This window comes from Bacillus sp. PK6-16, from assembly GCF_056530295.1.
In genome coordinates, this window is record NZ_CP096511.1 from 2,413,549 (window position 1) to 2,438,325 (window position 24,777).

19 protein-coding genes are annotated in these 24,777 nt (G+C 33.1%); 13 read left to right on the forward strand and 6 right to left on the reverse strand.

From position 1 onward, the window contains the following. Positions 1-199: 199 nt before the first annotated feature. The 4 genes from M1D66_RS12375 to M1D66_RS12390 all read left to right on the forward strand — a co-directional run bounded on the left by M1D66_RS12375 (position 200) and on the right by M1D66_RS12390 (position 7,207). Positions 200-1,366 carry a serine hydrolase domain-containing protein gene (locus M1D66_RS12375; protein WP_144596301.1) on the forward strand — a complete coding sequence of 389 codons (1,167 nt, stop codon included), beginning with the start codon at positions 200-202 and terminating at the stop codon, positions 1,364-1,366. A gap of 356 nt (positions 1,367-1,722) precedes the next feature. Next, complete coding sequence (locus tag M1D66_RS12380) at positions 1,723-3,477, forward strand: adenine deaminase (RefSeq protein ID WP_242555166.1); 1,755 nt, start codon at positions 1,723-1,725, stop codon at positions 3,475-3,477. Between the two features lie 90 nt (positions 3,478-3,567). After that, positions 3,568-4,080 (forward strand): hypothetical protein, encoded by a 513-nt coding sequence (locus tag M1D66_RS12385; RefSeq protein ID WP_000719373.1) that lies wholly within the window; start codon positions 3,568-3,570, stop codon positions 4,078-4,080. A 490-nt stretch (positions 4,081-4,570) separates the two neighbouring features. After that, the gene (locus M1D66_RS12390; RefSeq protein ID WP_086385795.1) at positions 4,571-7,207 is read left to right on the forward strand and encodes a collagenase ColA; all 2,637 of its coding nucleotides are present in this window, start codon (positions 4,571-4,573) and stop codon (positions 7,205-7,207) included. Positions 7,208-7,425: 218 nt separating this feature from the next. Here M1D66_RS12390 and M1D66_RS12395 read toward each other — a convergent pair whose 3' ends face one another. Then, on the reverse strand, positions 7,426-8,805 hold the full coding sequence (locus M1D66_RS12395; RefSeq protein ID WP_086385794.1) for a catalase: 1,380 nt from the start codon (positions 8,803-8,805) through the stop codon (positions 7,426-7,428). A gap of 301 nt (positions 8,806-9,106) precedes the next feature. Here M1D66_RS12395 and M1D66_RS12400 point away from each other — a divergent pair, with 301 nt between their 5' ends. The 6 genes from M1D66_RS12400 (at position 9,107) to M1D66_RS12425 (ending at position 16,551) form a co-directional block, all read left to right on the forward strand. Beyond that, a complete protein-coding gene (locus tag M1D66_RS12400; RefSeq protein ID WP_144596305.1) occupies positions 9,107-10,324 on the forward strand; it encodes an aspartate aminotransferase family protein in 1,218 nt (405 codons plus the stop codon). 230 nt (positions 10,325-10,554) lie between these two features. Further along, positions 10,555-11,577 (forward strand): WD40/YVTN/BNR-like repeat-containing protein, encoded by a 1,023-nt coding sequence (locus M1D66_RS12405; protein WP_242555167.1) that lies wholly within the window; start codon positions 10,555-10,557, stop codon positions 11,575-11,577. A 223-nt stretch (positions 11,578-11,800) separates the two neighbouring features. Then, a complete protein-coding gene (locus M1D66_RS12410; protein ID WP_242555168.1) occupies positions 11,801-13,318 on the forward strand; it encodes a glycosyltransferase in 1,518 nt (505 codons plus the stop codon). After that, on the forward strand, positions 13,311-15,692 hold the full coding sequence (locus M1D66_RS12415; RefSeq protein ID WP_242555169.1) for a glycosyltransferase: 2,382 nt from the start codon (positions 13,311-13,313) through the stop codon (positions 15,690-15,692). Before M1D66_RS12410 ends, M1D66_RS12415 begins: the two co-directional genes overlap by 8 nt. A gap of 305 nt (positions 15,693-15,997) precedes the next feature. After that, the gene (locus M1D66_RS12420; protein ID WP_001277646.1) at positions 15,998-16,198 is read left to right on the forward strand and encodes a hypothetical protein; all 201 of its coding nucleotides are present in this window, start codon (positions 15,998-16,000) and stop codon (positions 16,196-16,198) included. Between the two features lie 110 nt (positions 16,199-16,308). Then, the gene (locus M1D66_RS12425; RefSeq protein WP_000752474.1) at positions 16,309-16,551 is read left to right on the forward strand and encodes a hypothetical protein; all 243 of its coding nucleotides are present in this window, start codon (positions 16,309-16,311) and stop codon (positions 16,549-16,551) included. A 142-nt stretch (positions 16,552-16,693) separates the two neighbouring features. Here the strand turns inward: M1D66_RS12425 and M1D66_RS12430 are convergent, their stop codons facing one another. Then, the gene (locus M1D66_RS12430; protein WP_212125724.1) at positions 16,694-18,190 is read right to left on the reverse strand and encodes a glycosyltransferase family 2 protein; all 1,497 of its coding nucleotides are present in this window, start codon (positions 18,188-18,190) and stop codon (positions 16,694-16,696) included. Between the two features lie 83 nt (positions 18,191-18,273). Beyond that, a complete protein-coding gene (locus M1D66_RS12435) occupies positions 18,274-18,534 on the reverse strand; it encodes a hypothetical protein (RefSeq protein ID WP_000889741.1) in 261 nt (86 codons plus the stop codon). A gap of 403 nt (positions 18,535-18,937) precedes the next feature. Between M1D66_RS12435 and M1D66_RS12440 the strand changes: the two genes are divergently transcribed. Further along, a complete protein-coding gene (locus M1D66_RS12440) occupies positions 18,938-20,395 on the forward strand; it encodes an MFS transporter (RefSeq protein WP_001186926.1) in 1,458 nt (485 codons plus the stop codon). A gap of 56 nt (positions 20,396-20,451) precedes the next feature. On the opposite strand, the gene M1D66_RS12445 is transcribed toward M1D66_RS12440, so the two are convergent. From M1D66_RS12445 to M1D66_RS12455, 3 genes are read right to left on the reverse strand one after another with little or no spacing between them, the layout of a single operon-like run. Then, complete coding sequence (locus M1D66_RS12445) at positions 20,452-21,561, reverse strand: DUF4018 domain-containing protein (RefSeq protein WP_242555170.1); 1,110 nt, start codon at positions 21,559-21,561, stop codon at positions 20,452-20,454. Next, positions 21,533-22,699 carry a DUF58 domain-containing protein gene (locus tag M1D66_RS12450; RefSeq protein ID WP_242555171.1) on the reverse strand — a complete coding sequence of 389 codons (1,167 nt, stop codon included), beginning with the start codon at positions 22,697-22,699 and terminating at the stop codon, positions 21,533-21,535. Before M1D66_RS12450 ends, M1D66_RS12445 begins: the two co-directional genes overlap by 29 nt. Next, a complete protein-coding gene (locus M1D66_RS12455; protein WP_153595609.1) occupies positions 22,696-23,625 on the reverse strand; it encodes an AAA family ATPase in 930 nt (309 codons plus the stop codon). Before M1D66_RS12455 ends, M1D66_RS12450 begins: the two co-directional genes overlap by 4 nt. Before the next feature lie 206 nt (positions 23,626-23,831). Between M1D66_RS12455 and M1D66_RS12460 the strand changes: the two genes are divergently transcribed. Both M1D66_RS12460 and M1D66_RS12465 read left to right on the forward strand, forming a co-directional pair. Next, positions 23,832-24,149 (forward strand): PadR family transcriptional regulator, encoded by a 318-nt coding sequence (locus M1D66_RS12460; RefSeq protein ID WP_000991882.1) that lies wholly within the window; start codon positions 23,832-23,834, stop codon positions 24,147-24,149. Positions 24,150-24,156: 7 nt separating this feature from the next. Beyond that, positions 24,157-24,684 (forward strand): DUF2812 domain-containing protein, encoded by a 528-nt coding sequence (locus M1D66_RS12465; RefSeq protein ID WP_033692666.1) that lies wholly within the window; start codon positions 24,157-24,159, stop codon positions 24,682-24,684. Positions 24,685-24,777 lie beyond the last annotated feature (93 nt).

Sequence of the window (24,777 nt, forward strand, 5' to 3'; positions counted from 1 at the left end):
TGTTTAAGAGAACATGTTTACATAAAAAATGAAAACATGTTCTCTTTTTATTTGCATGCATAACTCTTCCTCAGTTTACCCTATTTAAATTTAAAAGTAAGTATTTCGTAAGGAATGGATAAGAAAAAAGAGAGATTTATCATATAGGATGAAAGTATAGCCTGAATCAATCCGATATTAATGGAGGAGAGAAAGCCTTATGAAAAAATGTAATTCAATTAAGTTAGCAAGTTTTGCAGTTTTATTAGCGGGTACTGCTCTATTCACACCTGGTTTTACTGTGACTGCAGAGTCAACCCAAAATATTTCTAGTTCGTCACAAGTACATGATCAAAAGAATCGTAATGGCTGGAAACAAGTAATGCAGGAAACAGTACAGCTTGGTGCTGTAGGAATATTAGCTAAGGCGTCTAATAACGGAAAAACTAATAGTTTTACTGCAGGCGTGGCGGACTTAAGTACAAAGAAACCGGTGAATTCGGATTATCGCTTTCGGATTGGTAGTGTGACGAAGACGTTTACTGCCACGACTATTCTTCAATTAGTAGGAGAAAATCGCTTACAACTTGACGATCCAATTGAAAAGTGGCTACCGGGTTTCGTGCAAGGAAATGGGTATGATGGTAATCAAATTACGATACGACAACTTTTGAATCATACGAGTGGTATCGCTGAATACTTAAAGTCAAAAGACGCGGACATAATGAATTCGAAAAAAACGTATACAGCGGAAGAAATAGTGAAAATAGGCCTTTCGCTGCCTCCAGATTTCTCACCGGGTAAAGACTGGTTGTATTCAAACACAGGATACGTAATACTAGGAATGCTTATTGAAAAAATAACTGGAAATAGTTATGCGGAAGAAATCGAAAAGCGAATTATTGAACCTTTGGACCTATCAAATACGTTTTTACCAGGAAATTCACCCGTCATCCCAGGAAAGAATCATGCTCGTGGATATGTAAAAATGGAAGGAACAGGCGAGTTGAAAGACATTACGTATTATAATCCGAGTTTAGCTAATGCAGCTGGAGATATGATTTCTAATGCGGATGATTTAAATAAGTTCTTTTCATCTTTACTCGGTGGTAAGTTACTGAAGGAACGCGAGCTAAAAGAAATGCTTACTACAGTTCCTATAGAAGGCAAAGGGGTTGGTGACGCATACGGTCTTGGAATCTATGAGACTAAACTTCCAAACGGTGTTTCAGTTTGGGGGCATGGAGGAGGAATTCCTGGATTTACAACTTTTGCTGGGGGAGTAATTGGAGGCAAACATACATTGGCTATCAGTCTCAACTCTATAGGTGGGGTCGATATTGTTCCGCAGTTTAATAAAATGATGCAAATTGAATTTAATAAATAGATGAAAAGAAAGTGAATGGAATTTTGTTATAGTTATATTTAAAAGAGGTGCTTTTTTAAGTTCGTAACTATGGACAGTAGTTGCATTTATGATATGACATCAAGTGTATTCCAAAGTGAAAATCAATCTTAATGCTTACGACAAAATAAAAAAGGATGTCAGTTACATGACATTCTTTTTATTTTGGATAAAAGAGGTATGCATATAGTTCTGAAAATTGTTATTTTTAAAATTTTTGCATATAATGAAGGATATAGGGGCACCAATTGGGGAGTTATGAATGAAAAATACTTTAGTTAGTTAAATATTACTCGTTTTAATCAAAATAATTATGAGTTGATTTGGAGTTGAATACAATGGGGAAAAATCATTATAAATGGAGTAATAAACAATTACGAGAACATGTTGAAGTACTAGATGGTAAGAGAAGCACACACATATTATTAAAGAATGCAACATATTTAAATTCTTATATGCGCGAGTGGATGACAGCGAACATTTGGATATATAATGATCGAATTGTATACGTAGGGGAGCAGCTGCCAGAGCAATTAACGGAGTGTGAAGTTGTTGATTGCGAAGGAAAGTATGTCGTACCCGGATACATAGAACCACATGCACATCCGTATCAGTTGTATAACCCAGAGACGCTAGCGAATCATGCGATGCAGTTTGGGACAACAACTTTTATTAATGATAATTTAACTTTATTTTTCACATTAAAGCGTGAAGAAGCATTTCGTTTATTAGATGAATTCAATAAGATTCCAGCAAGTGTGTATTGGTGGTGCCGTTTTGACGGACAGACTGAATTGCAAAACGGGGAATCTTTGTTTAATAGTGAAGAAATAATAGAGTGGCTGCAGCATGAAGCGGTTCTTCAAGGCGGCGAGCTAACAGCATGGCCAAAACTATTACATGGCGATGATGAAATGTTAACTTGGGTGCAGGAAACGAAGCGATTGCAAAAGAAAGTAGAAGGACATTTTCCGGGTGCATCTGAAACGACTTTAGCGAAGTTAAAACTGTTAGGTACAGATTGTGATCATGAAGCGATGACAGGGCAGGAAGCTTTCACTCGTCTTATGCAAGGTTACACTGTTTCCTTAAGAAATTCTTCAATCCGCCCAGATTTAGAAGTTTTACTGAAAGAATTGTTGGAACTAGGCGTAAAGCAGTTTGATAGATTCTTTTTTACAACAGACGGCTCACATCCTTCGTTTTATGAAAATGGAATGACAAACGTTATGATTTCTACCGCGATAAAACAAGGAGTACCAGTAATAGATGCATACGATATGGCAAGTTATAATATTGCTCGCTATTATAATATGGAACATGTACATGGTTCGATTGCGACAGGTAGAATTGCTAATATCAATATTTTAGAAAGTAAAGAAAACCCAGTACCAATCAGTGTCCTTGCAAAGGGGAAATGGGTGAAGCGTGACGGTGTAAATACACATGAAGCATTACATATAGACTGGAGTAAACATAAAGTAACTCCATTATCATTAGATTGGTCCATAGAAAAAGAGGATATGATTTTCTCTAATAAAACGGGGATACACTTATTAAATAACGTTATTACAAAACCATACACTAGTGAAATCAATATAGACTGTGATGAATTGTCCACAGATCATGATGAATGTTTCTTTATGATGATTGCTCGTGATGGCAGTTGGCAAGTGAATATAGTTGTGAAAGGTTTTGCGAAAGAACTAGGTGGGCTTGCTAGCTCTTATTCTGGTACAGGTGACATCATTCTTATCGGAAAAAGAAAAGAAGATATGCTTACAGCTTTTCGTAGAGTAAAAGAGCTTGGCGGGGGAATGGTAATAGCTGAAAAGAATGAAGTATTACACGAAATAGCATTACCATTGCTCGGGATTATGTCTAATTTAAAAATGAGTGAATTAATACAGGAAGAGAAGCAGATGGTGAAATTACTACAAGAGCGTGGCTACGCGCATGATGATCCAGCATTTACAATTTTATTCTTTTCTGCGACGCACTTGCCTTTTATACGAGTAACACCTATAGGATTATATGATGTGAAAAGTAGTAAGGTAGTTGCCCCGCCCGTGAATTTGATAAAGCAATATTAAAAGGAAAGATCCTATAAAAATTTTATAGCATAAGAATATTGTAAGCCTCAAATGATATAGTATCTAAATCATTTGAGGTGATATGTAAATATGAAAAAAATATTTTACATTTTAAGCGTATTTATTCTGTGTGTATCGATACAACACGTTGTACATTCCCAATCAGATGCACCAGAATTATCTTCGGATTGTCTCGAAGAAAGAAAAGTTAGAGATGAAAAGCATGTGAAGAATATAATACAGGACATTAAATCCACATTTAATTTAAATATTGATGAACATAGTTTTTGGGAAGTAAGTAAAAGAGATCTGGAGGCTGCTCATTTGATGTATGGTGGAAAGGAAAATGATTCTTATTATAATTCGCTAACTAAAATTTATGATAGTGGTGGATTTAGCGAACAGCCCAGCTTATTTGTGAGGGCACAAGAAGCATTTTTACTTTATAAAGAAAAAGATAATATCAATGTAATGAAACGCCTAAAACTAGACGTTGAAAAAGGGGAATGGCTCGTTATAAAAACGAAAAAGAAGAAAGGGAAAAAAGTAAAATTCAAGCCGTTGCAATGTGAAAAAGATTATATGAAAAAGAGAAATGAATAATAAAATACTTATTCATACTGTTTTTATTCAACGATATTTTGCTGTTGATTTGAAATAGAAAAAGGTAAACGAACATATTAGCTTTATGGAATATGTTTGTTTACCTTTTTTTGAGAGATTTAATAATTGGGGATTTTTCACTGGCTAATGAACTTATAATATTCAATGAATTTGTTCTTCATAAACATTAGATTTTGTGTCAAATGATTTATACATTGCCGAACCACCTATGTATATTTTATTCTACAGTATTTATAAAAGAATGTTGGCTATTCATAAGAAATATGATTGGCACGGTTTTTGCTTGTATTACATGTAAGGAAGGGAGATTGTATGTAAGGAATCTGTACTCGTAATAGTATAAAACAAGCTACTATTGCATTATTAATCATAGTTGTATTTATAGCGGAACTGTAAATACATACAAATAAGTGGTTTTTTTTGGTTTTAAAATTCTGAATTTTCTTTTAAATTATTAGGGGGCAATGGGATGGTTAAATATTCGAAAATTTCTAAGTGGATTCTTGGTGTTGGATTAGTGACAATAACGTGTAATGGTTTGCAAATTCAAGCAGAGACAAAAGAGAAAAATGTGAAGAACGTATTACAAATGGAGCCGGTAGGAATACAGAAATCTGTTGATGAATTGGCGCACCCTTCAAAAGTACAAGAAAATGCATCTTTTACAAAACGGTTAAAATTAGCGGATTTATCGCAACGTCCACTAGCACCAACCGATAATATTAAACCGTTAGCTGAAGAAAAAAAGTATTCGATGGCTGAGTTAAATCAATTAAATAACAAACAATTAACTGATCTTCTTGTGACAATTAAATGGTATCAAATTCCAGAATTATTTCAGTTTAATAGTGATAGTCTTAAATTCTATCAAGATGATAGCCGAATGCAAGCAATTATTAATAAACTAGCAGAACAAGGACAAGCTTATACGAAAGATGATTCAAAAGGGATTGAAACATTAGTAGAAGCTCTACGTGCAGCATTTTATTTAGGTTTTTACCATGATGAATTAAGCAAACTAAATGAGCGTAGCTACCATGATAAATGTTTACCAGCTTTAAAAACAATTGCAAAAAATCCAAATTTCAAACTTGGTACATCAGAACAAAATAAAGTAATTGCATCATATGGAAAATTAATTGGAAATGCATCAGCAGATGTTGAAACGGTTTTATATGCAGGTGAAATTTTTAAACAATATAATGATAATCTTGCAACCTTCATTGAAGACCGAACAAAAGGAGACGCTATATATGAGTTGATGAAGGGAATTGACTTTGATATTCAGACGGATATGTACACGACTGGAAAAGAGCCAAAAGATACGATGTGGTTTCGGAATATCGATAACTTTATTAATGAAGTAAATCGTTTTGCACTACTTGGTACAGTAACAAATAAAAACGGATGGCTAATTAATAATGGAATTTATTATGCTGGCCGATTGGGCAAGCTTCATAGCACGCCGACAAAAGGACAACAAGTTGTTACAGATGCAATGCGAATTTATCCATATTTAGGAGAGCAATACTTTGTTGCGGCAGAACAAATTACTACAAATTATGGAGGAATAGATGCGAATGGAAAAACTGTAAATTTAGATCAAATTCGGGAAGAAGGTAAAAAGAAATATTTACCGAAAACGTATACGTTTGATGATGGAGCAATTGTCTTTAAAGCTGGGGATAAAGTTAGCGAAGAGAAAATTAAACGTCTATACTGGGCGGCAAAAGAGGTGCGTTCTCAATTTTATCGTACAGTTGGTAGCGATAAACCACTTGAAAGTGGACATGCTGATGATGTGTTAACGATGGTTATTTATAATAGCCCAGATGAGTATCAATTTAATCGTCAACTGTACGGATATGAAACGAATAATGGTGGGATTTATATTGAAGGGACAGGGACTTTCTTTACATATGAACGTACACCAGAGCAAAGTATTTATAGTCTGGAAGAATTGTTCCGCCATGAATTTACGCACTACTTACAGGGAAGGTACGAAGTTCAGGGATTATGGGGCCAAGGGGAAATGTATCAAAATGAACGTTTAACATGGTTTGAAGAAGGGAATGCAGAGTTCTTTGCAGGTGCAACGCGATTAGATAGTGTAGTACCGCGAAAAAGTATAATTGGTGGGTTATCTAATGATCCTGCAAAACGTTATACAGCATCACAAACATTAAATGCGAAATATGGAACGTGGGATTTTTATAATTATTCGTTTGCACTGCAATCATATATGTATAATAAGCGCCCAGAAATGTTCGATAAAGTACATGATTTAATTCGCGCAAATGATGTTTCAAGTTACGATGCATACCGTGCTACATTAAGCAAAGATAATAAGTTAAATGAAGAATATCAATCTTATATGCAAATGCTTATTGATAATCGCGATAAGTATACAATTCCACAAGTATCAGATGAGTATTTAACTCAGCATGATCCAAAATCGCTTTCGGACGTTACTTCAGATATTACGAATGAAGCGAAATTAAAAGATGTGAAAGTAACAAAGAATACATCACAATTCTTTAATACATTTACACTACAGGGGACATATACAGGAAGTGTGGCTAAAGGAGAAGTTGAGGACTGGAAAGTGATGAATGAAGCAACAAATGATATGTTGAAACGTCTTTCAGGAAAAGAGTGGACTGGATATAAAACATTGACTGCTTATTTTGTAAATTACCGTGTAAATAATGCTGGGCAATTTGAATATGATGTTGTGTTTAGCGGAGTGAATACGGAAGAAGGTACGGCTGTAGAAAAAGAACCAAATAATTCATTTGAAACAGCAAACCCACTATCTTTGAATATTTTGTTAAGAGGAAGCTTGAGCGATCAAGATCAGGGGGATAAATTTGTTATTGATGTAAAGGATCAAAAAGATTTACAAATTTCTGTTACGAACGAACAAAATCTTGGACTGAACTGGGTATTATATTCTGAATCAGATTTAAATAATTATGTAGCTTATGCAACAAAACGTGATGGAAACAAATTGCTTGGAAATTATAATGCAAAGCCAGGGAAATATTACTTAAGTGTATATAAGTATGGTGGTGGAACAGGGAATTATACGGTACAAGTAAAATAGTTTACTATAGTTTGTTTTGAAAGGCTACTTATCGCATTTTTTAGCGAAATAAAGTATTTAATGTTAAACATTAAACTAATTCAACATATCCCTGTTCTAATTATAGAATAGGGATATGTTGGCTTTATATTTTCAAATTAAATAACCTCATTGGATTTTGACAAGAAAATAATTAATATAGATTTGAATTCTCATTCGTAAAGCATGTTTTAATCTTCTTAATGCTCTTTCATTTTTGTCTCGATTTTTGTTTTCAAATCAGTGGATACTCGATTGAAATACCCCAAAACGATCTTCCTAATATCATCGGATATAACTTTCAAATCACTAGCTAAGTTTTCAGCGAGATGTTCTTTTTCTATCGGCTGTAACTTCGTGTAAAATTCACCAGCCTGCGTAAAGTCATCCTGTTTCGTTATAGAAGTTCTTTCAAGTTTACCTTCAACGTACCTTCCTTCACCGGTTGTAATTTGATTAGCAGGTGTCCAATCTTGCTGCTGGTTAATCGTTAATTTGCGAAATTCGGGACCAATTCTTCTTCTTTGTGAATCACTGTAAATGTTAGCGCGCCCTTGCAGCATTTTATCATCTGATAACTCAGCGCCTTCTAGCAAATTAGAAGGAGAGAAGGCGACTTTTTCTACTTGTTCCATAAAATTTTCAGGATTTTTATTTAATACCATTTTCCCGACTGGTATGAGAGGATACGTCTGTTCATCCCATACTTTTGTGTCATCTAAAGGATCATAAGAAAGATGCGCTTCATCTTTCGGATCCATGAGCTGGACGTATAAACCATACTCCACTGGTTTACCATTTTCAATAGCATCATATAAATCTTTCCCGCTATAATCAGGATTTTCGGCAGCTAGTTTAATTGCTTCTTTACTAGTAATGTACTGTACACCTTCAAATGGGTACCAATGATACTTTACATACTTTCGATTACCTTCCGCATTTCTCCATACATATGTATTAACACTATGTCCTGGAATGTGGCGAAGACTTTTGGCCGTACCATTATTAGAGTATAAACGGACAACAAAATGAATAGATTCAGGTGCTTTAGCGACAAAACTCCAAAATCTATTCGGGTCTATTAAGTTATTTTTAGGTGAAGGCAATAATGCTTGAATCGTTTCAGGGAAACGCATCGGATCACGGACAGAAAAAACAGGAATGTGATTACATAAAAGGTCAAAAATGCCTTCTTTTGTATAAAATTTTGTAGAAAAACCGCGTACATTTCTAGCAGTATCCGGTGTTCCTTTCGTACTAACAGCTAACGAAAATCGCACCATAACAGGAACTTTCTCATTAGAATTTTGTAAAAAACTTAATTTAGTATGTTCAGACATCGAATATATCGTTTGAAAATAACCGAACGCACCAAATCCTTTTACATGAACAGGTCTTTCTAAAATTTTTTCATGAATAAATTCTTGTAACGTCTCGTGAAGTACACTATCTTGCTCTAGTACGGGTCCACGTGAACCAACTGTTTGAGAGTGAAATTTAGCTGGTTCAGTAAGTTCTCGATGTTTATTAAAGTCTTCTTCTAATAATTCTTTCCTATGTTTATCATATTTTTCATTCATCGATATAGCCTCCAAATTTTTTCGTCGATTGTTACTAAATATGATTTTATAGTCTCGATTATGTATGACATACAAAGTTCAAAGCAGTAACATACCGCTAGATGAAAAAAACACATATGTAGTGGACCTGTTGAAATAGAAGAAATTATGGAAAAATGAATATCGGGAAGAGAAAGCACACGTTTTAATAAAAAATGTGGAAGAAAACCACTATTAAAGTTTCAATCTTAAAACTTAATTTATAAACGATTATATAGAGAATGAACGTTAAAAAAGGAAAAATAACTAGGAGGAATTTAACATGTCGGATTGGTTTCAATTAGATAAAGAATATATGATGTCTACATATTGTCGGACAGAGGTTGCAATGGAAAGAGGGGAAGGATGTAAACTATATGATGTAGATGGTAAAGAGTATTTAGATTTATTTTCTGGCGTAGGAGTAAATGTACTAGGATACAATCATCCTAAAATTGTACAAACGACAATGGAGCAAGTTGTGAAATCGTTGCATTTACCGTTTCATTTCTTAAACCCAGTTGCAATTGAGTATGCAAAGAAATTAGTAGAGTGTACTTTAAAAAGCGGAAAAGTCTTTTTTACAAACTCTGGTACGGAAGCGACAGAAACGACATTAAAATTAATTGATAAATATAGATCTATTGCGAATGAAGAGCGTGACGGAGTAGTTGTGTTAAAAGATAGTTTTCACGGGAGGACGTTAGGGGCACTACATTTTACGAGACAAGAAAAGGTATATCAAAATTTCCCTAAAACATCTATTCCTGTATACGAAGTAGAGCGTGAGAATATAGACCAATTAGAGGAGACCATTATTAAAGAAAAACCAATTGCGATTATGCTAGAGCCTGTTTTAGGAAGTGGGGGAATTTATCCTTTATCAAGTAAATATTTGCATGGTGTTCAAAATTTATGTGAAAAATATAATGTACTTCTTGTCGTTGATGAAGTTCAAAGTGGTATGGGTCGAACGGGAAAACTATTTGCTTATCAAAATTTTAATATCACACCAGATATTATTCAAATTGGTAAAGGAGCAGGAGGCGGGATACCGCTAGGAGGAATTATTGTAGGTGAAAAGTTATGTGATGTATTTTCACCAGGAGATCACGGGACAACGTTTGCTCATTCATCAATGGGAACAGCTTTAGGGTTAACGGTATTAAACACATTGATTGAAGATGGTTTAATGCACGAAGCGTATGAAACGTCACTATATTTAAATGATAAATTACAAGAAATTCAGAAAGAAAACTCTTATTATATTCAGGAAGTACGTCATGCTGGTATGATGTTTGGAATTAGTCTGAATGATACGAATGAAAATGTGAAGAAATTACAGGTTGAGCTAATGAATAAAGGAATGTTAGTCGATGTAACACAAGGGAATATTATTCGATTACTTCCGCCGTATATTATTACGAAAGAGGAAATTGACGCATTTATGAATCAGTTTATTATTTGTTTAGATAAAGTTGCTGCTGTAGTAAGTGCTTAAAAATTAAAGCTATATTTTATAAAAAGTGCACTCTAATTGTTAGAAGTAGTTTTACAATTGGGGTGCACTTTTTATAGTAGAATTTTATTTATTGATATTTGGTTGGTGAGGAAAAGAGAAAGTAAATGTGTAAAGATAGTAGATAAAACGAGTGGTACTAACAACTAATGATAGAACGTTTTGAACATAATAGCATACGAATATATATATGATAAGAATGAGGTGATATATTGGAAAATAATGATATTCAATTTACTTCTTTACAAATGCGAACTGATAGATTTGGGTGGGCTGGTATTCAATATACAAATAAAAAGCAAGCCATCTTATATACTCGAAACGGAGGAGTAGAATGGGATGTTGTTAACCCTCTAAATTCAATTGTAATATTTGGATATCCAATAAATGCTCGAAGCTCTTGGGCATATGGTTTAACAAAAAAGAATGATGATTTATTACCCGCTATATTTTATACAGTTAATAGAGGGGAAAGATGGAGTGAGTTTATATTACCAATTGAAGAAGAGTGGGAGAAATCGACGGATGTTCAAGTACAATTGCATGCCGCGAATATGGATAGTATATGGATTGTATTGTCTAGAAAGCTTGCATCAAATAAATTTGAACATAATTTATACTATATGAAAATGAAAGGGAGAGTATGGAAAGTAATTAAAAATATAAGTATTAGTGATAGTATTTCAGGAATAACATTTATAAACGAGTTAGTTGGATTTATTTCATTACACAAACAATATGAAACATCAGCGGTATTTAAAACAATAGATGGTGGGGCAAGTTGGCAGCCTATAAAAGATATTTCAAGTCTTGAAGGAATTAATAATGAGACTGCTATGGCTTATAAAGCAATCTATAAAAATAACTTGTTAGTAATACCAACTAAAATGAATAATGATGTATTTTTAATGAATTACTCATTTGATAAGGGGAATTCGTGGCATATTTCAAATAAAACAATAAATACTAGTAAAGCGGCTGTTTCTTTTTTTAGTTCCTATTATGGCTGGGTTATAAATAGTGAACATGGAAGTGTATATCAAATAATAAAAAAAGGAGCAAAATGGATAAAGGTATCAAGTAATCCATTGCTGAAAAATGTATTTTGTTTACATTTTTTTAATCGGCGTAAAGGTTGGGCTTGTAATAAAAAAGAAATATTTACTACAAAAGATCGCGGTATAACATGGAAAAAGGTTGTATATAAAATTAATGATATTTATAAATTAGTGTAAAAGAGTCCTAAAGAAATTAGGACTTTTTTTATTTTTAAATGGTGAGAGTTGTAACAGACAACGATAAGAGGAGGGATACAAGTGTAGAGATTATATTTTCAAAAATAGACGTTTGTTTTCACACAGTATAATTCACTTTTGAATATGTTAATAAAGTAGCAAATTCATAGGAAATGGTAATACTTAATATTTTATGTCACATGATGTGTAAAGGGGGCGTGTAATGAAATCGTTAACGGTTATTATTTTGTACAGTGAAAGAGAGCAAATATTAGAAGAGTCAATTCAATCTATATGGAAGCTAAATCCTCTTGAAATTATAATTTTCGTTCCTAACGATAGAAGTAATTTGTATGAAATAGCAAAGAAACATAAATGCCATATTGTTTTGATGGATAAATATAGTACGTATTATGATGGGTATGAAGCTTCTGTAAAGGCAGCAAAAGGAGAAGTTTTATTATTTTTAGAAGGCAATTTTTCGTTATCCACAAATGAAATGCAGAGATTTATTGAGCCAATTGTTACAAATCAAGCCGATGTAGTTTTAAATAAAATAGATAAATTGATAGAAATAGGTAAATGTCCAAATATGGATATTGTATGGAGAAAAATGTTAAATGAAATTTTAAGTCGACCAGATTTAAAAAGCAATTCAATACTTTCGTTACCATATGCGCTTACGAAAGAAGTAGTGGAAAATATCGGCTTTAATTATATGGAAGATATCGTTCTATCTCATATGAAGATTGTGAATCAAGGGTGGCGGATTAACGATCAATATGCAATCAATACGTTATCTAAAGATGAGACTATAGAGGAAGGAGGATATTTAATAAAAAAAGAGTTATCCAAAAATGAAAAAGAGAAAGTAGAAAGATATTTACGCGGTATAGCTAAATGGATAGAGAAAAAAGGAAGAAGAGTAGGGTTTACTGATGCAGGAAAAAGAAGAGATATTGTTCAAAAACTAGGTGAATGTAAGCGATATCCTTCCTATCATCAAGGGTGGGGAATGCATTCTTCAATTTATGATGGGAAGCAACTTTCTGTCATTATACCGGTACAAAATGAAGAAGAGACTATAGAACAAGTAATACTTGAGGCGAGAAAAATAGAACCACTAGAAATCATCGTCGTTGTAAATGGTTCGACAGATCAAACGGCTAATATTGCTAAAAGACTTGGTGTTACTATTATTGAATATAACGAACGACTTGGTCATAATGTTGGACGTGCTATTGGAGCGCTTGAAGCTACAGGAGATATTCTTTTATTTATTGATGGTGATTTTAGTGTTTCAGGAAGTAATTTGCATCATTTTACAAAAGCAGTTTCAGCTGGTGTAGACATAGCATTAAATGATTTGAATCCGATGTTACACCCTCCGTTTTATGTTGTAGACGTCGTAAAATATATGCTTAATTTAGCATATAATCGTCCAGAATTAAGCAATGGCTCATTAGTAGCAATTCCACATGCTATGAGTAGATCATGTTTAGATGCAATAGGCTGGGAAAGCTTACTATGCCCTAGTCTTGCACAAGTAAAAGCAATATTACAAGGGTATAGAGTAGAATGTGTACATTACGTTGATGTTGTAAAACCGAATAGAATTCGTTTAATGGAGAATGTAAGTCACAATGGGCATCCTCCGGCAGTATTAAGAATCATTGGTGATCACGTTGAAGCTCTCTCTTACTTAATAGAACATCTTGAAATAGATGGAAAGGATGATTAAACTGTTAGACCAGTACAAAAAAATTAACATTTCATATGAACAATTATGGCAAATGGATTTTCAAATTACAGAACCATTTATACTCAAGGTTGATTGGGATAAAGTAACGTATGAATTTTTAATTCGTATTAAGCCCGATGCTTCTAACACTATTGTTTTTGGATCCGGAGCAGGTGGGTTTCAAGAACAGCCAATTGGTCCACCTATTTTTCATCGACATTCTTGGATGGATGAATTTGAAGATACTGTTATATATTATAATGACCCTACGTTATATCTTGGAAAATTATCTTTAGGTTGGGGACAGGGAGAGTTAAATAGATTTTATTTACAAGATATAGCAAATATTTTAGAAATAGTATTTGTAAAGTTAAAAGTTGATTCGAAAAATGTGTTGTTTTATGGCAGTTCTGGGGGAGGATTTATGTCTTTAATTTTAGCTGGATTCGTTAAGGGCTCCACAGCTTTCATTAATAATCCTCAAACAAATTTATTAAAATGGATACCTGTACCAATAAATCTAGTTTTCGATTTGTCTTATCCAAATTTATCAAGAGAAGAAGTTGAAGAGAAATTTGGCGAAAGAATTAATGTTGTGAAATTTTTTAATCACATTAAATATGTACCGAATATTTATTTTTTGCAAAATTTCGCGTGTGAATTTGATGTGCAAAATCATTTGCTACCATTTATTTCCGAATTAGAGCAACTTGATAAAGACACGGAAGTAAATCAAATTATAATTGACTTATATTTTGATAAAAAAGCAGGGCATGCAGCTGTAGGGAAGAGTGAAACAATTGAATATATAAAAAAAGTAAAACCTAATCAGACTGTAAAAGAAGAACAAAAAGAAGTGGACCTATCCGTTGTTATAGTTTTAGGAGAAGAAAAATCAAAATTGAATCAAATTTTAAATAAAGTGCAGCATATAAAACCACTAGAAATTATTATTGTAGCTGATGATAGAATGAGTGCGATACAATCTATACCAACATTTGTTGAAAGTAACGTTGTTGTGATTGAGGAGAAAAGTAAATGGAAAGCACCAGTTCATGGGGCAAAAGTCGCCAATGGTGATGTAGTCTTATTTTTAAATGGAGAAGATGTTATTTTTTCGGTAGAATTAGAACGATTTATAGAACCGCTACTAAAAAAGGAACAGGATGTAATTTTAAATAATATAGACTCGGTTTGTTTTGAAAAGATGAGAGTAGAATGGCCAAGCATTGCTATGGTGTATAGAAAAATAGTAAACGATGTATTGGGGCGTATGGATTTAAAATATGATTCGATGTTATCTATGCCATATGCTATTACTAAAAAAGCAATTGAAGACATTGGATATGATATCTTGCAGAACCCTATTCTGTCCCAAGTAACTCTTATTGAGAAAGGGTGGCGACTACAATCCTCGTCAGCCATCACTAACACCTCCTTGAATAATATGCCTGCAAACAAAACCTCTTTCTATAAAAATGGATTAACTAAATTAGAAGTATATGAGATTAAAGAAAATATAAAAGCTTTGGAGAGTTGGTTACAACGAAAAGATGATAGAGGCAATTATACAGATGGAGGAAGAAAAAGAGAAATTATAGAGCAGTTAAAAAAACAAAAGAATTATTCACGTTTCCATAAAGGATGGGGAATGAATTCCTCTATTTATAATGGAAAACAGTTATCAATTATTATACCAGCACAAAATGAAGAATCAACGATTAAAGAAGTTATTCTTGAGGCAAGAAAAATTGAACCGAAAGAAATAATTGTTGTCATTAATGGGTCAACAGATCAAACAGAAGCAATTGCTAAGCAATCAGGGGCAACAGTAATTGTTTATGAAGAAAGATTAGGGCATGATGTAGGACGGGCAATTGGTGCACAAGAAGCGACAGGAGATATACTTCTCTTTATTGATGCTGATTTTGCTATTCCAGCAAAAGATCTTCATCCGTTAACGCAAGCTGTTGCGGATGGTGTTGATATGGTTTTAAATGATTTAAATTTAAATCTTAGATTTCCTCTATATATTGTAAGTTTATATAAATATATGTTGAATATTGCTTGTAACCGTAAAGATTTAGGGGTAGGATCTACAATTGCTGTTCCCCATGCTATTAGTAGAAAATGTTTAGAGGGAATTGGCTGGGACACTCTTCACACAGCGTGTGTTGCACAAGTAAAGGCAATATTAGAAGGGTATAAAGTCGAATGTCTCCATTTTGTAGATGTAATGAAACCAAATCGTATTCGGCCACAAGAGCATTTTGCGACGATAGGACATCCACCAGCTGTACTGAGAATTACTGGGGATCATTTAGAAGGACTTTCATATTTATTGAAGAATAAGGATTTTAAAGATTTATTTTAAAAGGTAAATTTGTCTATTGAATGAGTAACTTAAACATTTCATTTATGCAACTTGACGATATTTAGTATTGCAATGAAACTAAAATCAAAAATTTTTATTATTTTTAGCTCAGGTACAAGTGAAGAGCATGTTTCACTGACTGATAGTAAATGAACAAGTAACTAAAAGGTAAAGGCTTCTTTATATATATGAAGAAGCTTTTATCTTTTTTATTTTAAGTATGGAAGGTAAAGAGTAAATAAAGTTGTAACGGTATTTTTATTTTTGGATAAATTGATATTAGATATAAGAAAGGAGGGAATATCTTGTCTTGCATCAATAAAAGTTGTTTTCATATTTCTTTAGAAACTAAAGTCAATCCAAATGGTGGGGCAGAAATATTCGTAAGGTGCAATGATGAATGTTTATCTAATTTTAATGTAATACCGTTTATTGCATGTGTTTCTATTTCAGTAAAGGATGATTTGAGTTTTTTAGTTGATTTAGATAGTTTAATAAAACGTTAATTTTCTATGCAGTTAATAATAAAATAACATCTAATTTATAAGACTTAGTAAGAGAGTCGTGTCCGAATTTAATTAACTGCATATATTGTTAAAAGAAAGGAGGGAGAGTTATGGCATGTACTACGAATAATGTTTGTTTAGATGTGTGTCTTAAAATTACAATTACCCCTGGTAGTGGAATTGATGCAGTAGTCGATTGTGGAGGCACATGTGGGACAAGTCCTACTATTGTAATTAGTCCTAGTGGATCAATTGTTATTACTTTACCATTAGTTGCATGTTTCTCAATTGCACTAAAAGATGATTTAAGTGTTGACTCTTCATTAACAAGCCTCTATTTTCAAACTTCTTAAGAAAGATACAGAAATGAAAAGCCTGCCTGCTACTTTTCTTTTGATCTAATGTAAAAATAAAAAAGATGGTTACAACCATCTTTTTTATTTTGCTATATATTTAAAATGAATTCATATATTATTTGGTGGTAAGAATATACAATTAAAAGCATTCAGTGTTTCTTTTTTGTTCGATGAGGTAAGAAATTGCTTCTATATGATCACCAATGATTTGTTGCGTTGCTAATGAAAGGTAGCCTTCCTGCGAGAAGTGTTTTTCTGGTCGAACTCGATTTATCTTGTCAACGTCGATAGAATGAACATTTTGTACATGCAATCCTGCTAAAATTGTTTTAACTTGACTTAAGGTTGGTGAAAGAAGAGAATCAAACCCAATTGTATCAATGCATTTTCGACTAAAAGCATGAGGGACAGCAGTTGTGGAGCCCATACCTAAATCTTTTCGATTACATGCTAAATTAACAACATGCTTACATGCAGTTACGATAGTATAAGGAACACGATACATGTAGTAGTGCTCTAATTTATTTAAAGCTAAATCGGTTCCATTTTGAACAGATTGTACAAATGGTAATAAATCAGAACTAGGAATTAAGAAATCACCATCAATAAATAATAATATATCACCTTTTGCAAAATATGCACCAACGGCACGTCCGGTATCAATGCCGAGTGCTTCTTTGTAAGTAATAACTGTTGCACCGCAATTCTTCGCCAATTCCTCTGTTTTATCTGTTGATCCATTAACAATAATGATGATTTCTAAAGGTTTTAATTTCTGCACCTCAAAAATGATAGATTCTATCGTTTTTTCTTCATTTTGAACAGGGATAATGATGGATAATTGTTTATTTCCATAAGTATTTGAATAAAACTCTTTACCTGTAATTATTTTGGATATAGCTCTTTGTTCGCCGTTTTGAAGTTCTAAAATAATATCCCGTCTTCGATTATTATCAGTATAGTTTCCTCTTGAGTCTTGTAATATATTTACCCAATCTTCAATTGCTTCTAGGTGATAACGAATGAGTTGTTTTGAGAGGAAGGAGGGAATTTGCGGTATAGAAATTTTGAAATGATTGCTAATGCGAAATTTATTTTTAATAATTTTCATTTGTGCTAATATCGGATTTAATAAACTTTCTGGAGTAATTGCATCAAGAATCTCTTTTGTTATTGCATAGGGAGGAAATAATAGTGAGTTAACATGTAAATCTGGACGATGAAAAAAATGATTCGTAACTTGCTGCCAAATCATTTCTATAGTTGGCTTTTGCTTTTGATAAAAAAAGTCATCTAAATTGTTTAATACTATGTCAGCTGATTCGTCTAGTAATGGTTGAAGAAATTGTGTAAGTAAGGAAGATTGGATAATGTAATTTGCATCTAAAAATAAGAGGTACTTACCCTTTGCTTTTTTTGCACCAATTACATAACAATTAGTTAATTCTGCCGGTTCTTCTAGTGTGATAATTTTACAATTGTAAGATTGTGCAATATCAATGGAATCATCGATACATCCGTTAATAGTAAGGATAATTTCTAAAGGCTGTAGTTGTTCACAGGCTTTCAAAATTTCAGGTAAAACTTTTATGTTATGCTGTATACGAATAATAATAGAAATCGGATTTTTACACATAAGTAGTCTCCTTTTTAATCAGAGGTAGTTATTAATAAGGTTAGATAAAATAGGAGATATATATTTTATTATATACGTAACCACTATTTAGTTTTATCAGACTTAGAATTTTCATTACTTGAATTGGAACCTTTATTTATTCCAGACGCGAGTAAATTATTGAGAACGCTAAGGTCTAATTGCATAGGGATTGAGTTTTCGGATGTAGTTTTCTCATTTTCTTTTTTTGTAGTTAATATAGTCTTTATATTTTTTATTTCTTTATATTGTTTTAAGGTAATGAAAAATCCAGAAATAATGAAGAGAAAAGAAACAGTAGCAAGTAAAAGTATTATTTCCAACATAAAATAGCCTCCTTTAAATCTATAATAATACTATAGTTGAATGTAATAAGACAAAATTCGAGCTAATGAGTTCACTTTTTAAATATATGCAAATCTTTAGTAAAAGTTACTAATTTCTAGGTTAAAGGAAGCAATTATAGAAACGTTATAAATATAAATAAATGAAAGTTTCATTTGTAGTGTAAAGGTATGTGTTATATAAGCTGAACGTCATTCTATAACAAGTTAAACAGGGTTTAATTTTATATAAAAAGAGCATTTAATTGGACAAATAATTAATTATGTGAAATAATAATAACAGATAAGGAGACGTTGCTTTTCCTTAAGTGCTTCGAATTAATTTTATTCAATAAGAGAAGGTGTGCTTAAAGAAGTTAAATTAAATAAGGAGCTGTTTTATTATATGCAACAAAATAATGATTTAAATTTTGAACCTCAAGACGTTAATATTGTTAATCCTAAACAAGCCAGGAAAGCAGTAATTGCTACTGGTATAGGGAACGCAATGGAGTGGTTTGACTTCGGATTATACGCGTATTTAGCGGTAATTTTAAGTCAATTATTCTTCTCTGGTGTTGATAATAGTGGATTGCAACTTGTACTTACATTCGGTACATTTGCAGCAGCCTTTCTCGTTCGACCAATCGGAGGTGTATTCTTTGGTAGAATAGGAGATAAGTACGGCCGAAAAATCGTGTTAAGTACTACTATTATTTTAATGGCACTTTCTACATTATTCATCGCATTACTACCAACCTATGAACAAATTGGTGTATGGGCACCAATACTACTTTTAGTTGCCCGAATGATTCAAGGCTTCTCTACAGGCGGCGAATATTCAGGAGCAATGGTTTATATCGCAGAATCTTCTCCAGATAAAAAGCGTGGTATACTCGGTAGTGGTCTTGAAATTGGAACACTCTCAGGTTACATTGCTGCATCGGTAATTGTTACCATTTTGACGTTATTGTTAACAGATGAGCAAATGCTCAGCTGGGGATGGCGTATTCCGTTCTTAATAGCTGCACCAATTGGTTTGGTCGGTTTATACTTACGCCGTCATCTAGATGAATCTCCAATCTTTGAAGAGATGGAAAAAGCACAAGAGGAATCTGAAGACAATGAACAATTTTCATTCATGGATATTATTAAATATCACAAAAAAGACTTCTTATTAAGCACAGTAATTGTCGCCTTCTTTAATATTACAAATTATATGATTCTTTCGTATATTCCTTCTTATCTAACTCAAGTACTTAAAGTCGAAGAAACAACAGGCTTATTAATTATTTCTATTACGATGGCACTTATGATTCCACTAGCACTATATTTCGGTAAATTAAGTGATAAAATTGGTAATAAACGCGTTGTGCAAATTGGTTTACTTGGTTTAACTGTATTTGCAATTCCAGCATTTTTACTAATAGGTAACGGACATATTGCAGCTATATTTGCAGGTATTTTCGTACTAGGTTTCTTCTTAAGTGTATATGAAGGAACATTACCTTCATTATTACCATCACTCTTTTTCACTGATGTACGTTATCGAGCACTTTCGATCTCATTTAATATTTCTGTATCGATATTCGGTGGAACAACACCGCTCGTATGTTCATACTTAGTTCATGCAACTGGTAACCCGCTCGCACCGGCATTTTATTTAGCAGGTGTAAGTATTATTGGATTAGTTGTATTTAGTGTACTATTCGTTACAACTTCAGGGCGTGCGCTAAAAGGTTCATATCCTACAGTAGAAACGAAAAAAGAAGCACACCAAATCGCTAAAGAAGACCCTGAAGAAACACTTTGGTGGCATGAAGAGTCATTAGAAATTGAAGCAGGGAAGAATGCTTCCATTTAAAAAGCAACGTAGAAGTACAAAAAGACTCCTATGAATATAGGAGTCTTTTTGTTACGTTATTTCTTTCGTTTCTTCAAACTTTTTTGATATGCATAAAGCTTATGAATCTCTTCCTTAAATTCATGTAGAAGTACAGTGTTTGCACTATTTGAATAACGCACCGTATTATAAGCATCTATAATAATATCACTTTGAATATTTACATCTTCTTCATCGTTTATTCTTTCTAGCCAAGCCTCAACAGTTTCTCCCCGTTTTCTATTTAAAGGAGGGGTTAACTTACTCTCTAGCTTGAAAATTCCCTTCCGAATTTCGTTATGTGGCGGTTTATTTCGTTTAAAACGATTTTGGCTCATTCCTTCTTTATCAGTAATGATAGTAGATTCGAAGGCGGGCATATTTGGTAAACTTAAATGTTTTCGTTTTTTTACTATTTTCCAAACGACGTAAATAGCGATAGCTGTACAGACTATTATTGTAGTGCTATTTATGAGTATTGGATCAAAATCAGGAATTTTTTTTCCGTCTTCAATTTTTGGTTTTAAGAGATGTCCTTTATTTGCCCAAACATCTTCAGTATCTTTTAATTCCGCTGCTTTAATTAATGGCATTAAAGCATAGCCGACGCCTAATGCGACTACTTCCGTTATAAAACCAAAAATAAGTCGAATGAAAGGAAATATTTGAACAATTAATATACTCATTAAGCCAATCGTAATGATAGAAGAAAAACGTAATAGTTGTTGTTTGCGATTTGCCCCGGTTAACCAAAATGTAATCATAAGATGCAAGGCTAACATTAATAGTTTCCACAACGGTGGAAAGGGTGCATAAAATATAGCTGAAACGACAAACCATACAATACCACCTAAAGATTTTTGAACTGGATATCCAGGTCCGACCACATGTACGATAAAGAAAAATAGTGGTAATATGATTGTGCCAAATAGAGAAAAAGGTAAAAATAAAGAGAAAAGAACGATTTGAAGAACTAAAAGTATTACAAATCCTGTTGTTTTTTTCTGCATAAATTTATGAATAAGAAATACTCCAATATAGCCTGTTGTTAAAAATATTGCAATACTAATTAGTTCATCTCTTTCTGTTAATAATGAAAGCAGAAGGAGCAGAATGAAATCATGAATGTGATATAGCCAAGTTTTCAACTGGTTCCACCATCCCTTCACTAGTAATGAGAAACGTTGGCTGCGAGAGAAGAGGGAGTTCATTTCTTTGTAAACCAATGTATATCATTGTAGACGATCGTTCTCTTTTTCTCTTTACATAATGAAGGAATCCTTGTTTCGGAAGTAACGTACTATCATCTGAAATACGGGCTAATTCTTCTAAAGCTTTTGCATATTGTGTTTGTCCTTCATTTAACGGTACATGTAATGCACCGCCTTCTGCTAATACACTAATAAACAATTCAAACGGAATGTGGTGCTTCGTTGCATACTGGAAAATGTATGTTGCATATGAAATAAGTTCTTCTACATTATCTTTCCAACCAAATCCACGATCGGCAGCTAAAGAAAGACAAATCGTCCAACTATAATTTTTTACAGGTTCATATTGCTTCGCCTGTAATTGTTGCATTTTAGCAGATGTCTTCCAATGAATAGAGCGGAAAGACTCACGCTCATATCGCTTTACACCGATAATAGATGTTTCATCATTGTAAAAAGAAAAATTCGTTCGATAAGATCCATTCAAAAGTTGCTGAAGTTCTTGCAAACCTGCTACTTCTTTAGGAGAAGGATACACAATAATTTCAGTCCTTAATTTATCAAAAACAGGTAAATGTACAGTTAATAGATGAAATGGATCTTTTAATACACATTCAAATTGTTCAATTTGAAACACACCACGCTTCGTGGCGGTTAATGTTAACCCCCATTTTTGTGCCGAATGTGCAGGTTGTGAAAATGGGAAAGAGAATAACGTTTTTGATATTTGTTCAATGCCTTGCTCTTTATGCGGTATAAGGGACGAATTTAAATGAAAGTAACAAACACCATTAACGATTGGTATGCTGGCTCCATTTTTTAAATGAATAAAAAACTGTCCAGATTCCTCAGGAAAAATCCGTGTAGTTTGTTTCTCATTTATGATTTGAAACTTCTTCTCTATGAAAGCGACATATTTATAAATAAAAATCGCAAATAAATAATAGAAGAAAAAGAGAAACATAAGCATTCGTTGCGGGAAAAAGAATGTGAAAAGTAATGCGATTGGAACGGTTAGTTGAATAATATGGAGTTGAAAAAATAAAGGCACAGTTACAACACGCTGTCCATTCATGCTTGTTCAATCTCCACAGGTACGTCAACTTCTTTTAAAATACTTTGCATAATATCATTCTTTGTCGTACGCAGGGCACCTTCCATTGATAAGACGATACGGTGATTCCAAACAGAAGGAACTAACAATTGTATATCTTCTGGTGTGCAATATTCTCTCCCACGTAAAAAGGCTAAAGCTTGAACAGCACGTACTAAAGCTAATGTGGCACGTGGGCTTACACCGTTAGCGATATAATCATGATTTCTTGTAGCATGAGCAAGTTTAATAATGTAATGTTCTAACGGTTCCGAAACAAATATTTCTTTTACTCGTTTTTGAGCTTCTAAAATATCTTCTAATGAGATGACAGATGTGACACTTTCTAATGGTAAATCGTTCCGAAAACGTCGCATCATTTGTAACTCATCTTTAGGAGTTGGATAACCGATTGAAATCGTCATTAAAAAGCGATCAAGCTGTGCATCTGGAAGAGGGAAAGTCCCTTGTGATTCAATTGGGTTTTGCGTCGCAATAACAAAGAATGGTTTCGGAAGAGGAGTTGACTGCTTCTCCAGCGTCACTTGTCGTTCTTCCATCGCTTCTAACAAACTCGACTGCGTTCTCGGCATTGCACGGTTAATTTCATCTGCTAGCAAAATGTTTGTCATAACTGGTCCAATTCTTAATTCGAATTCGCTTGTTTTTGGGTTGAAGTATTCAATACCTGTTACATCACTTGGAAGTACATCAGGGGTAAATTGAACGCGAGAAAAACTACCATCAATACTTTTTGAAATGGTTTTCGCCAGTAACGTTTTCCCAGTACCAGGCACGTCTTCGAGTAGTACATGTCCATCAGCAAGAAGTGAAACGAGCAGTAGATCAATAACATTTTCTTTACCAACAAACACAGATCCGATGTTTTCTTTCAATTTATTTATCATATGTACCATTCCTTTCGTTATAAAAGAGCTAATATTTCTATATTTTAACAAATTATTCAGAAAATTGGTATGATTTTTTAATTCGAAGAAATGGATATTTAATTATTAAATTACTCTTGCATATTTTGGAATATAATTATACAATATCGATATACGATGTATCGTGAATCGATATATCATAAAGCGATGTATCGGAGGTAGTTATAATGAATGCGAAGGCGCAAAAATATATTCCGTTAACTGAGGCGACATATTACATATTATTGTCACTCGTGAAGCCGTTGCATGGCTACGGAATTATGCAAATGGTAGAAGAGATGACAAATGGGGAAGTAAAGCTCGGCCCTGGTACTTTATACGGGAATACGACGAAATTACTTAAAGAAAAATTAATTGTTGAAGTTGCCTCTACAGATAGAAAGAAGTGCTATGAGTTAACGCCGTTTGGGAGAGAAGTGTTAGAGCTAGAATATAACAGATTGCAGAGATCTGTAAGGAATGGAAATAGTATATTAGGGGAGTGAATGGGAAATGGAGACAAAGAAGGTATTCAAACCTTTTGCGATATGGAGCTTGGAAAAAGAAGAAGCTTTTTTAAGAAAAATGCATCAAAAGGGATGGGCTTTACAAAAGTATAATGTAATGTATACGTTTAAGAAAACTGAACCAAAAGATGTAGTATATAAAGCGGATTTTAGACTGGATTATAAAGATTCAAAAGAAAAACAAAAAGAATATATTGAAATATATGAAATGTGTGGATGGAAACATGTAACGAGTTTTGCGAAGTGGAATTATTTTTGTAAAGAAGTAGACGAGGAAAATGAGTTACCTGATATTTATTCAGACAAAGAAACGAAGATACAAAAATTTGTTGAATTGATACAGTTCGTTGCAATTATGTTTGTAATGTTAATTCCAGTGTTTTACTTATGTTTTCTTGGAGTATCAGAATCAGGATTATATAAAGGTATGGTTGGGTTTTTAGTTTGTATATATTTATATGCGTTTATTAATTTATTTAGGAAGATTAAAAAGTTAAAAAATGAAATATTGTAACAAAGATTGGGTTTATTAAAGAAGATGGTTGTATATTGAATGGAAATCATCTTCTTTAATTTCTATATATCCTTGTTTTGTTGGGTATTATTT